13 protein-coding genes are annotated in these 12,421 nt (G+C 40.1%); 5 read left to right on the forward strand and 8 right to left on the reverse strand.

All coding sequences use genetic code 11. The features are described from left to right. Positions 1-117 precede the first annotated feature (117 nt). Complete coding sequence (locus tag IAR63_RS01405; protein ID WP_187706319.1) at positions 118-1,224, forward strand: branched-chain amino acid ABC transporter permease; 1,107 nt, start codon at positions 118-120, stop codon at positions 1,222-1,224. 23 nt (positions 1,225-1,247) lie between these two features. Here IAR63_RS01405 and IAR63_RS01410 read toward each other — a convergent pair whose 3' ends face one another. Genes IAR63_RS01410 through IAR63_RS01420 form a run of 3 tightly spaced genes read right to left on the reverse strand, consistent with a single transcriptional unit; the run spans position 1,248 to position 4,257 of the window. Further along, entirely contained in the window at positions 1,248-1,955 is a 708-nt protein-coding gene (locus tag IAR63_RS01410) for a diacylglycerol/polyprenol kinase family protein (RefSeq protein ID WP_187706320.1), read from the reverse strand. A gap of 38 nt (positions 1,956-1,993) precedes the next feature. After that, on the reverse strand, positions 1,994-3,715 hold the full coding sequence (locus IAR63_RS01415; protein WP_187706321.1) for a DUF3685 domain-containing protein: 1,722 nt from the start codon (positions 3,713-3,715) through the stop codon (positions 1,994-1,996). A 56-nt stretch (positions 3,716-3,771) separates the two neighbouring features. Continuing rightward, on the reverse strand, positions 3,772-4,257 hold the full coding sequence (locus tag IAR63_RS01420) for a Fur family transcriptional regulator (protein ID WP_057178128.1): 486 nt from the start codon (positions 4,255-4,257) through the stop codon (positions 3,772-3,774). Between the two features lie 155 nt (positions 4,258-4,412). On the opposite strand from IAR63_RS01420, the gene IAR63_RS01425 reads away from it, so the two are divergent. Continuing rightward, a complete protein-coding gene (locus IAR63_RS01425) occupies positions 4,413-4,892 on the forward strand; it encodes a CRR6 family NdhI maturation factor (RefSeq protein WP_187706322.1) in 480 nt (159 codons plus the stop codon). Positions 4,893-4,976: 84 nt separating this feature from the next. Here IAR63_RS01425 and IAR63_RS01430 read toward each other — a convergent pair whose 3' ends face one another. Continuing rightward, positions 4,977-5,930: a glycosyltransferase family 9 protein gene (locus IAR63_RS01430; RefSeq protein WP_096547478.1), complete on the reverse strand. Its 954-nt coding sequence runs from the start codon at positions 5,928-5,930 to the stop codon at positions 4,977-4,979. A gap of 102 nt (positions 5,931-6,032) precedes the next feature. Here IAR63_RS01430 and ispD point away from each other — a divergent pair, with 102 nt between their 5' ends. The 3 genes from ispD (at position 6,033) to IAR63_RS01445 (ending at position 7,678) form a co-directional block, all read left to right on the forward strand. Beyond that, entirely contained in the window at positions 6,033-6,710 is a 678-nt protein-coding gene (ispD, locus tag IAR63_RS01435) for a 2-C-methyl-D-erythritol 4-phosphate cytidylyltransferase (protein WP_057178125.1), read from the forward strand. A gap of 33 nt (positions 6,711-6,743) precedes the next feature. After that, on the forward strand, positions 6,744-7,253 hold the full coding sequence (scpB, locus tag IAR63_RS01440; RefSeq protein ID WP_187706323.1) for an SMC-Scp complex subunit ScpB: 510 nt from the start codon (positions 6,744-6,746) through the stop codon (positions 7,251-7,253). Between the two features lie 80 nt (positions 7,254-7,333). Continuing rightward, on the forward strand, positions 7,334-7,678 hold the full coding sequence (locus IAR63_RS01445) for a DUF760 domain-containing protein (RefSeq protein WP_009342729.1): 345 nt from the start codon (positions 7,334-7,336) through the stop codon (positions 7,676-7,678). 137 nt (positions 7,679-7,815) lie between these two features. On the opposite strand, the gene IAR63_RS01450 is transcribed toward IAR63_RS01445, so the two are convergent. From IAR63_RS01450 to IAR63_RS01465, 4 genes are all read right to left on the reverse strand, one after another. Further along, positions 7,816-8,385: a peptidylprolyl isomerase gene (locus tag IAR63_RS01450; RefSeq protein ID WP_006277112.1), complete on the reverse strand. Its 570-nt coding sequence runs from the start codon at positions 8,383-8,385 to the stop codon at positions 7,816-7,818. Positions 8,386-8,427: 42 nt separating this feature from the next. After that, complete coding sequence (locus tag IAR63_RS01455) at positions 8,428-8,739, reverse strand: DUF29 domain-containing protein (protein WP_235678319.1); 312 nt, start codon at positions 8,737-8,739, stop codon at positions 8,428-8,430. A 31-nt stretch (positions 8,740-8,770) separates the two neighbouring features. Continuing rightward, positions 8,771-10,993, reverse strand: a complete 2,223-nt coding sequence (locus IAR63_RS01460) for a GumC family protein (RefSeq protein ID WP_235678320.1) — start codon at positions 10,991-10,993, stop codon at positions 8,771-8,773. A gap of 276 nt (positions 10,994-11,269) precedes the next feature. Beyond that, a complete protein-coding gene (locus IAR63_RS01465) occupies positions 11,270-12,421 on the reverse strand; it encodes an RNA-binding domain-containing protein (RefSeq protein ID WP_187706324.1) in 1,152 nt (383 codons plus the stop codon).

The raw sequence follows: 12,421 nt of genomic DNA on the forward strand, positions 1-12,421 counted from the left end.
AGTTATGACTTTGGTTAAATATGGTTAATTTTTGTTAAATATCCTTATTATATTACATTCATGCCCTATCTTATGTGAGAATGGCTCACCCTTATCCCTTTTGAAACATCCCTGGTTATGAGTGAATACCTGATCTTTTTGGCTATTTCTACCGCTACTTTTTCTCTGTTTGCATTGGGACTTAATTTACAGTGGGGTTTTACTGGCCTGATTAGTTTCGGTCACATTGCTTTTATGACTTTAGGTGCCTATACCACTGTTATTTTAAGTCTACAGGGTGTTCCTCTATTTTTATCTGCTGTTGCTGGAGCAATTGTAGCTGCTTTGTTGGGTCTGGTCATTGGTTTTGCCACTCTACGTCTGAGAGAAGACTATTTGGGTATTGTCACTATTGGTACTGGTGAGCTAATTCGGTTAGTTTTTAACAATCAAGATTTACCAGTGGGCGATCGCTGGATATCTGGAGCTTTTGGTATTCAAAGTTATGTGATTCCCCTAACAACAACACCTAATTTATTGTTCCGATTACTGATGATTGGGGTGCTTACTTTACTTACAAGTATTACTTTATTTTCTCTGTGGCGCTGGGTAAAAAATACTCGCAAGAATAACCATAGAGCAGAATTTACTTCCCATTTGGTGGTAGCCATAATTTTGGGTTTGTTGTCATTAGCGATTTATATTGCTGGTGTACTAGGACTTTACAACTATAATCCTAAAGCAGGGTTAATGTTACTGGTCTTATTAGTTCTAGCTTTTGTATTTTGGCGGTTAGAATTTTTAGTCCAATCTCCTTGGGGACGTGTTCTTAAAGCAATTCGAGAAGATGAAGAAGTACCTAAAGCTCTGGGTAAAAATGTTTTTTCCTACAAATTACAATCTTTAATCTTAGGTGGTGCGATCGCTGGAATTGCTGGTGCTTTTTTTGCTTGGCAACTGAGTGCTATTTATCCCGATAACTTTCAACCACAACTGACCTTTGATGCTTGGATTATGGTAATTTTAGGAGGGTCTGGCAATAATCTGGGGACAATTTTGGGAGCGGTAATTTATTTTGCCTATGATGCTCTAACCAGGGAATTTTTACCCAAAATAGTTCCTTTAGATGCGGAGCGTATTGGTGCTTTTCGGATTATGTTCATCGGTTTCATTCTTATGAGCTTAATGATTTGGCGACCTCAAGGTATTTTAGGAAAAAAGGAAGAACTAACTCTAGGAAAATAGTTGATTGGTTTCAAATATGAATCTCAGCGACCAATAATTAACCATACAACTATAGCTGTTATTAAGGGCACGCTTAAGTTATCCGTGCCACGGGGAGAAATCCCCTCTAGCAAGGTAGCAAAAGTGGCACTGATCACAGCAGCAAGCATTGCCCTCCACCCATCTATGGGGGTTGCTAATGGACTAAATAAAGAACCGGGAATTAGTAGTAATATCAGAAATATCACCATTGTGGTGACAAAAAACATCACAGCTGATCCTTCCCAGGAGCGAACGGAGGTTCCTACCTGGTACTTGTGCTGACCAAATTTTTCCCCAATCAATGCTGCTAGTGCATCTCCCCAGGTCATAGACATGACCCCTGCTAGTGCAATTGTAACCTGGTCTGTGGGTTCATTGGGTCTCCAGAATAGGGCAAAAAGTATGGTAATGGAAATGGCAAAATATACTGTACCAGGGGAGCTATTTTTTCTATCTAGGGAATGAATCAGAGGATATTTATACAATAGGTAATTAACCATTATAAAACTAGCAAAGGGAATAATTCCTATTTGCCAACTGTTGAATAAAATCAAAATTCCAAATACCCACATACCGGCAGATATGTGAACGATTTTGCGGGTGATACTTTGTTTAATTTTAAATACTCTATGCAGAAATTCACTAATAATTAATAGGCTCATAGCATAGCCATAGGAGATTAATAATCCTAGGAGGTTTTGCTTATCCATACTTTTAAAAAACTGGTTTTTTTAGTTTTCAGTCATGATTATTTTCCGGGTTTATCCCCTAAGTTTACACTACCAAGACCCTGGAGTACACCACGAGCAATTAATCCTAAACCTCTACCAACTATTTTTGTTAAAATAAAAACTATAACATTCCCCACAAAAGACAATAGAGACTGTAACCGAGGTGCGATCGCATCTCTAAACTCCAGTGCTAGTGTTACTGCTAGGGGAATACCGGAAAGGTTAGCTAGTTGGTGATTACGGGGGGAATAAATAGAAGTTTTAGTAATACCACGAGGTGCAATGACAAACAGTTCATAACGACTTTCAAAAATTGCCTGGGGTTCACCAAAATGGCGAGTTAACCAGTACTTCCAAGATAGGTTGTTTCTAAATCTTTCAATTTCTCGTGTGGAGATAAAATGACGGTCATAAAAATGTTGTTTGACAGTTTCCACATCGGCTAAAAGGTTAATTAGGGGTTGCAATACACCATTGGCAATTTGAATCAATAGATTTTCTAAAATCATTAATATTTGATAATTGGCTGACTCTGAACCTGGAGAATACAACCTATTATCCACATATAAGTCCGTTTGCCAAATTAGATAGGATAATAATTCTTCAACCAGGGGAATTTTATCTAAGATTTCAGTTTCTACTCCCCTAGCATTATCTAATAAAAATCCCACTGTTTCTATGGTACTCTTACCCACATTTACCTGGGGGATTTGACCATAAAACTCTCTCACTACTCCCTCCCATAAATCATAAAGTATTTCCTTTTTTAAATTGGATAGTTGGGAAATCTCAAATTGGCAATCTCGGAGTTTATCTAGGCGTTGAGATAATTTTTGTAATATCAGATAAAGCAGTTCCTTTTTTTTCTCTTCCCGTAAGATATCAATTTCTAATGGCACTTCCCCTATATTGGATAAATGAGAATGCAGCTTGTCAAGGCAAGACGTAAATATTATTGACTGTAGAGCTTTTTTAGTTTGTAATGGTGAGCTAGCTATTGGTACTGACTCAGATTCACCCCGATTCCTGGGAACAGGTTGTGGTTCCGATGAACCAAATAACTGATGTACTAACCAACCCGCAGCTAACAGTTCTCTCCTATGTCCAGCTAAAATGACTCGCTCCAATAATGGGATTCCAGGAATCCTTAGTCTTAGCGTAATCTTGGTCAAATCTCGGGTGATATAACTAATTCCCGATGAGTGGATTTTATGTGTCCAGCGGGTCAAGGGTGAATCTAGAGATTTACTAGGATTTTTCTCCCACCAATAATAACCACCCTTGGCAATTTCCTCCATAATCCCCACTAATAGGGAAATTGATATACCTTTGGGACAATAGCCATTCACACCTAGATTTTTTGCTGTCAAAAGAGTTTCTGAATTGGACACAGCTGTGAGTAATAGAACTGGTATATGGGGATATAGAGCTTTCAGTTGTTCACAAAATTGTAACCCTAACTCTGCTTCTTGAGAGTTCCTACCCAATTCTAAAACTATTAGGTTAATTTCTCTGTGGTCTTTTTTTGGTTCTTGACTATTTTCGTTTTCATCAGTCTGTTCCTGACTAGAAGCAGTGTCACCTAATAACTGTAACGCGGCACTATCATTAGAAACGTCACCTACTACTTTAATAGAAGATGAAGCTTCCAAAGCAATTCTTAAACCCAGACGAAAAATAGGATCTGAGTCGATTAATAGCGCACCCAGATGTGAGAAAGTCAAAAGGCGATCGCTCATGTCAGGTCAAGTAAAAACAGAATTTTTTCCCAGTTCGGTCAATATTCGTCTCTAACTCACTCAAAGGAATGTAAGTAATCAACACTATCAATACTATCACCATGTTTAGGATCACGCATACCAAAAAAGTTAATGGTATAACTTTTTATTCTCACGCCTGTTTGTAATTCAACTTGGCGAATTAAGTCCAAAGGTAATTCCACGTGTACATCAATAACTTCATGATTGTCAATACAGCTAACATGACTATGAGCTTGGGTAACACTGCCATATAATCTGCCATGACTATGTTCAATACACTCAATAATCCCTTGACTGGAGAGCAATTCCAAATTTTGATAAACAGACGTATGACCTATTTCCTTACCTTTTCTATTCAGACGATCATAAATCTCCCTAGCTGAGAGATGTTCCTTAGATTCCCAAAGTAACTCTAATATAAAGCGACGCTGACGGCTAATTCGCAGGCCTAAAAGTTGACATCGTTCTAAAGCATCTTCCAGGGAATGAATCCCCAGTGTAGAAATAACAGGTTTCTGCATATTTTTAGTTTTAAATGTATGAATATGGCTTTAGCTGGAACTGGCTTCGCTCCATTTGATTTCCCCCCCCACTGGGAATCGGCAAATTGCTGGCATTAGGAAATGAAAACTGCTACCGTTGATGTAGAAATACAAATCAATAAGCTAACAGGTCAATGACAATCAGCATTCAGGTAGGTCGGGATTCCATCAATAACTTAGATTTATCACCCGCACTAAAAGTAATTGAATCAATCCTCCAAAAAGAGTCAATCATATCCCAGGAGCAGCAACTGCGCTTTGATGTTGACTACCCAAGACAAGACAACGATCCCAGAGAAATCTCAGAAATTCCAGAGATCCGACTATGGTTTGTGCGATTAGATGCCCAATATCCATGGCTACCATTTTTACTAGACTGGAAATCTGGCGAGCTAGGACGTTATACGGCCATGTTAGTACCTCACGAATTTCACAAGAAAGAAGGTATACAATATAACCCTGAAGCTCTAGAAATTTTCTTGATGCACAAAATTTTTATTTTGAGTAACTGGTTAAAGCAGAATCAGATACCTGCCAGGTTCCGTTTAAAATCTCTAGCGCAAATGTTAGGTTATGAATTAGAAGATGGTTTTTTTGAGATGATTGATAGTTAAGAGGATTTAGCTACTAACTACAACTATAATAACAAAAACACAAAGATAACAGCAAAAATTTCGTCCCCCTTCCCTCTTAACTACCTAACCCCCCCAAATTGTTTTTAAAACAGTTGCTGGTGGAATATCAGCCGTTTTACCTGTGGGGGATTTAATGGCTAAGAACTTGTCATTAACAGGCAGTAACTTAGTTGAATCCGCAGAGCTTAGTAAGGCAATAGTATAGGTTTGTATAGCTATGGCTAATTGTAAAGGAGAACCATTAACAGTAACCATTAAACTGGCACCACCAATAATAGCAGCCAATTTACCCATGTCAGGAACGGGAATAACCTTAATGTTAGGGAAAGATTCTACTAGAGAAGGGACAAAATAGTCATCACCCTGTTCCTTAACCACTAGTATGGGTAAATCTGGCTGTTTTTGCTCACATTCTCCAATAATTTGCTGCCAACTATCTATGGGGTAGATATTGTCAGGGTCAGAAGATAACTCACCATAACCACCATAAATCAAAATGTAGCCTGTTTCACCAATACCTAATCGTTTTTGTTGCTGTTTAGCCCACTCCACATCTGGTTTGAGCAAGTTGATGGCTAGGGGTGGACAAGGTGTGTTAATGCCTAAAGGCTGTAATAGATCATGGTAGATATGAGGTATGTATTGGGAAGTGTTGGGAGAAATGACATGGGTAAGAAAATTGGCTCCACTACCCCGGAAGCCAATACGGGTAGGAATACCACTCAACCAAAGAAACAAACCAACAAACCAACTTTCTCCCGCAGTAATAGCTAGGTCATACTCACGGTCGCGGATTGTTCCCAACAGGTTGCTCCAATCTGCTAAACTATTACGGTCTTTGTAATCAAAGAGAAATACCTCGTGAACATACTTGTTCACCTGGTAAGCAACCTTTGATCTAGGTTCCACAATCACATCTATCCAGGCATCTGGGTAAGAACGCTGTAGAGAGTCTAAAGTGGGAAAGAAAAGAATCTGATCGGCAATGGAACCAGGTACAAGGGCTACTACTCGCATAAATAATATATTTATTGAGGCTTATCGTTCCTATTTTATCGAAAATCGGGTTCAGAAAATTCCTTTTCTCAAGTCTTAGTGGTCGTAAAATCGAGGAAAACAGTGTATTTATTAATTCCAGCCGCTGGTAGCGGCAAAAGAATGGGTGCTAATTGCAACAAATTGCTATTGAAGGTTCACTCTCAGTCTATTATCGCTTGGACCTTATTGGCCGCAGAAGCTGCTAGCCAGATCCGTTGGATCGGGATTATTTCTCAACCCTCAGAATGGCACGATTTTAAAGCTATTGTGGCTGGTTTAGCCATGACTAAACCTGTGGAGTTTATTCCCGGCGGTACTACTAGACAAGAATCTGTTTACAATGGATTACAAGCATTGCCATCAGAGGCTAAGGAAGTGTTGATTCACGATGGAGCACGCTGTTTAGCAACACCAGAATTATTTAATGCCTGTGCGATCGCTATTCTCAATTGCCCAGGACTGATTGCTGCAGTACCAGTAAAAGATACAATCAAGGTGGTGGGTGAAAGTGGTATAATTGAGTCCACGCCAAAACGGGAAAAGCTTTGGGCAGCTCAAACCCCCCAGGGTTTCAATGTGCAGTTGTTAAAACAATGTCATGCAGAAGGAGTACGTCAAGGGTGGGAAGTAACCGATGATGCAGCCTTATTTGAAAAGTGTGGCATCCAAGTACGCATAGTCCCAGGAGAAGAAACCAACCTAAAAGTGACAACTCCCCAAGATTTAGCGATCGCTGAATTGATCCTCAGTCTCAGATGATTGCCCTCCCTATCAAGAGCAGAATCTCCCAACATGTCCCAACAAAATATACCTATAGCTCTAAAAATAGAAGCAGTTTTATACTTAAAGGGTCAATCCTTGTCCCTAATTGAAATTGCTGAATATATAGGATGCGATCGCCACACAATTGAAGAGGGAATAATAGAACTAATGGACAATTATGCCCGTAGGGAAAGTGCCCTAGAAATTGTAGAAACAGAAGGTAGTTATGGTTTACAACTAAGAGCAGACTTTCAAGATTTAGTACAAACCCTAATACCGGTAGAGTTGGGAGTCGGGTCCTTACGAACATTAGCAGCGATCGCCTTAAATAGTCCTATTTTGCAAACCGACTTAATTAATTTACGAGGATCCAGTGCATATCCCCATGTTGCTGAACTGGTAGAGTTAGGATTTATTCGCAAAAAAAAGGATCCCAATTCCCGGTCTTACTCACTACAGGTAACATCAAAATTTCATCAATATTTTCAGATAGACGAACTACCCATAGAGCAGCAGAAAATCAAGGAAAGAGAAATATAAAAGGTTTCTCACTTGGGCTACCCTTTTTCTTGCACTATGAGCTAAAGTAGAATTAGCAACTAAGGTAAGAAGAATTGCCAATGGTGTTTGATCCTGACTTTTTGAATGACAACTCTGAGGAACACGGTAATCAGGTTCTGAACGATCAATTTGGGGAAAATCCAAACCAACTATTAAAATATTTACAGCATCAATCTCCTGACGTTCTAGCCCGTGTTGCCCAGTCCGTCACGCCGGAAATCAAACAGATTATCTCCCAAAATGTCCAAGGTTTGGTAGGAATGCTACCACCAGATCATTTTAATATCCAAATTACTACGGATAGGGATAATTTGGCTGGACTTTTAGCATCAGCCATGATGACCGGTTACTTTCTCAGACAGATGGAACAAAGAATGGAGTTGGACTACCTATCTAATCAATAGAAGTACCCACCTAAGAGAGCGGGGGTTTGAAAGAGCCTAAATTGACATTACCTATCTAAGGATGGTTATAGCTATGTTGCTTAGACCTCACCCCTCCCCCACCTAAGAGAGTGGGGGTCTCCAGGAGGGAACATAAGTTACTGACGGAAAATTTCTACACTATCCAGGGTCACATCTTGGTTAGGGCGATCGCGCGTGGTAGAAACATTAGCGATCTTATTGACCACATCCATACCATCAACCACATAACCAAAAACACTGTGTCTTCGATCTAAATGGGGAGTTGGTCCTTCCGTAATAAACCACTGAGAACCATTAGTTCCAGGTCCTGCATTAGCCATGGATAAAATACCCGGTGCATCATGCTTTAGATCGGGATGAAATTCATCAGGGAACTTGTATCCGGGACCACCGGTGCCCCAACGACGAGCCAAATCGGGGTAAAGGGTGAGAGGGTCTCCACATTGAATCATAAAACCAGGAATCACACGGTGAAACCTGACACCGCTATAAGCGGAGGTTCCTTGCATAGATTTGCCAGTTTGTGGGTCTTTCCAGTCAATTGCTCCGGTTGCTAGACCAACAAAGTTTTTAACGGTGTTGGGGGCACGCTCTTCTTCTAGTCTCACCACAATCTTACCCAGAGAAGTATTTAGGTTGGCGTGAAGTTTTCCCTCACCGGCGATATTAATTTCTGGAAAGTTCATTACTTGTCCTGCTTTTCAAACTGTCCCAGCTATTATATCTCATTATGGCAAACACCAGGTTTCATCCAGCTGCTGTCTTAACCCAGGATTATCCTCCAATAAACGCTCTAACTGAATACGCTGTTTATCAATGGACATTTTCCAGCTAGGGGAACGGTGATTGGGTTGAAACTGCCATTTGAGCAGATGCAATGATAACTGCTCTATAGCTGATACAAGGGCTCTATATTCACTCCTTGCCAAATCTTCAATTTCCTCAATAATATGATCCCAGTCAACCTGCTGAAATTTTTTCTCCCGTAGTAATTGAGCTTGTTGTAATGCCCATGTGTAAAAGTCTTGATGGTACAGCATATAGTCTTAGTGTGGTTTGATCAAATGACCATTATCTTTTTATAGCCAGTGAGTCACCCTCCCGTTTGTCTTTTAAATCACCATAATAACCTCTATAATAATAATATCCTCCATATCCGCTATCTTCACTGACACCATTGACCACCATACCTAAAACTGGCACTTTGGACTGGGCCAGTAACGAATTGGATGCTTTCACAGCTGAAGATTCTACCTGACCAGGGCGGACAACTAACAACACCCCATCTACCAACTTGCCCACAATCAGTGCATCAGCTACAGCAGTTAGGGGTGGTGTGTCAATAATCACAAAGTCGTAGTCCCGGCGAGCTGCTGCGATTAAACTGGCCATGGATTGGGAATCTAATAGCTTAACTGGATTGGGCGGAACCTTACCAGCTGTTAAAACATGCACCGAGGATACATCCTGTAAGCAATTTTCCAGTTGTGTTTGGGCAACTAGCACGTTACTAAGTCCCACAAAGTTGGGCAGTCCCCACACTTTATGTTGACGGGGACGACGTAGATCCCCATCTACTATCAAGACTCTTTTGCCTAGATGGGATGCTGCTAGGGCTAAATTGGCTGATACAAAGGACTTACCTTCACCAGGAGAGGAACTGGTGAGTAAAATGACCCGCAATTCTTTATCCGTAGCAAAGCCCAGATTAGTTTGCAACATTTCAATGGATGTGCTAACAGGTGAATAGGGATTATCAAGAATCGGTAGCTCTCTTTGACTTTCTTCCCCCCCTGCATTTTTCTGTCTTTTAGTGTTCTCGTACTGGGGAATGGTTCCCAACATGGGTAAATCTAGTATTCGATTTAACTCCTCAATATTCTTGACGGATTTATCCAAGGTTTCTAATAGTAGTGCTGTTCCCACACCCAAAACCACACCCACAAGCGCCCCAATACCAATGTTGAGTGCTGTTCTGGGAGAGATTGGTATTTCAGGTACCAAGGCGCTGGATATGACCCTGGCATTACCAACATTTTGATTCTCCAGTACCTGAACTTCTTGTAATTGTTTTAATAATTGTTGATAAGTACCTTGTGCTACCTGTAATTGTCTTTGTAGTTGCAGTTGTTGCTGCTCCAATCGAGGTAAGCTGTCTAAACGTCTTTTGTTAATGATAAATACACTCTGTAAAGCTTTAACCTGATTAGCTAGTGCTAGTCTTTCTACTTCCGATCTCACCAAATCTTGAGTTAGTCCTTGTTTTAACTCTCCTATTTGCAAGTTACTCTGTTGTAAAACTTCCGCATTACCTAGGGTTTGGGATACTCTCTCTTGCAATTGCTTTTTCAGGGCCTGTTCCTTGAGCTGCAAATTGACCACCTTGGGGTTGTCACTGGTATAGGTTGTTTCAGCTATAGCCAACTCCTGCTGGGTCTTCTGATATTCTGTCAGCACCTGCTGCACTCCTGGAATTTGACTGATGTTACTGAGAGCGACTGCTTGCTGGGTAGTCAGTTGTAACTCATTTTGTAGTGCTAATGATCTAGTAGAAGCTGCTGCCAATTGACCTTGGGCTTGGGTAATTACCTCATCTATCCTACCCAGGGTTTCTATACCTACTTTAGCTTCCGCATCTAGGGCTACTACTCTATTAATTTCTTTAAACCGACGTAATTCCAGTTCTGCTTTAATAACTTGTTTTTCTATCCTTGGTAATTCCTGAGATAAGAATTTCCTTGCTGCTGTTGCTTCTGAACGATTGATGAGAATATTATTATCTAGGTAATATTTCATTAGGGTGTTGACTGTATCCGCTGCTTCCTGGGGGTTTGTACTATTATAAGAAAGCTCCATTACGTCCGTACCCCGAATTGTTTGCAGTTTCAGTTGTTTCAGAAACCGGTCAATGTCTATGGGTTCACCTTTGGTATTTTTTATCCCTAGTTGATTAATAGTCTTTGTAATCAGAGGATGGGAACGAATCACTTCCGCTTCTGTGTCTATAGGGTTACTATTATTCCCAAGTCCTCCTAGTTCTCCCACACTTGTGGCTAAACTTGTTAGGGAAGAAACTCCATCTTTTTTCTCAAACAGCAGTTTTCCCTTGGCTTGGTAAACTGGTTTCTGGGAGTAAGTGTAGGAAATGGCAGCCCCCAACACTGAAGCTATAACAAGTAATATTACTAGCCAGCGCCGTTTAAGTATTAGCCAATATATCTGTAAATCAATTACATCTGTTTCCTCTTGGTTAATGGGCATATAAACTCCAGTCGCAATAACAGGTTCTACCATAACACAAAATATTAGCACAACAAAAAGACCAGCTTCCCACAGCTGGTCTCAAGAATGTTGTTCGTTTTGTCTTCTTAGTAGAGTCAAACCAAATTGCACGCGTCTAAGATACAGTGGGCAATGGTCAAACTGAAGGGTCGGAGATGTATTTCCCCGACTTTCTGTCATCAAGAATTGTAACAGAAGAATTGTAGCAGTCGGTACAGATTTTGGAAAACGGCAAGAAATTGATCAGTCCTCATTACTCGCATAATAGCTTCATGTAGTATTTACATGCTATGTTTTATAGATAGTTGTTTTAAAAAATGTGTTGGTACTTTCAAAGGTAGGGAGGAGAAGGTTTTGAGAACGATAAAATTTGATGATTTTAAATAGTCCTCTCCCCAATCTATCCATTAGACCATAATCTTTGAGCATTTGGGCAATCAGAGGATTGCGATAATAGGAAATTCCAGCTAAAGCTCTCTCTAAGCTCAGGGTGTTAGGTAAACTACCAGGGGAAAATATTTCCAGGCGATCGCCAAATAAAGACAGACGAATACGTTGACCGAAAATAGACCAGTCTCGGTGGGCAAAAGCATTAACTAGTAATTCTCTAATGACAAATGGTTGATAATCAGGTAGGTCATGACGACGGGTTTCTTCTGGGTTAAAAATAGGAAGATGACGAGAATTTCTTCTGACAAAGGATTCACTAACTTCTATAGCTTCAGGGATGGTTTCGGTTAAGGTTAAACTATCAATTATAGGAGAGGTAATATCATTACCACTAAAGGCATTTAATTCAATTCCTGCTTGTGGTAATATTCTGGCTACTTGTCTGGAAAAAAAAAGACTTCCCCCAATGGTCAATCTTTCTTGTTCATCGATTATTTGTAGGTTATACCAGGTACGTGGGTTGTTCTCTTCTGCTGATAAATCTCTCATTTTTTGACAATAGTAACCCAGTCTTAATGGTTCTAGATCTATTATTCCCGTTCCGGGTAAGGAGGAAATCTCAAAGTGAAATTGTCCACCATCTTGTAATAATCTGACCAATTCTTCTTGAGTTGGCTCAATGGCCACCGTACCCGCTCTAATATAATAGCGATTTAGGGATTTTACCTTATAAGGTTTGCAGATACCCTTTTCAATTTCTATAACCACAATATATTTATCCTGATGAGGAATTGATATCAGTTCGGGAATTAATGGTGGTTGAATGTTATTGCGGCAAATTTGAATGATTCTCTCCATCAATTCCTGGTAATTTTCTACTCCTGAAATTTCGCCGTTATCTTCCACCCCCACGAATATTGTCCCCCCTCTCATATTAGCAAATGCCACAATTTCTTTGGCTAAACTTTCATTGCGAAAGCCACCAGATTTAAACTCTACCCGGGAATTTTCTCCCAGTTTAATTAGGTCTAAAAACCTACTAATAGACAT

Origin of the sequence: Cylindrospermopsis curvispora GIHE-G1 (assembly GCF_014489415.1) — a bacterium.
GTDB lineage: Bacteria > Cyanobacteriota > Cyanobacteriia > Cyanobacteriales > Nostocaceae > Raphidiopsis > Raphidiopsis curvispora_A.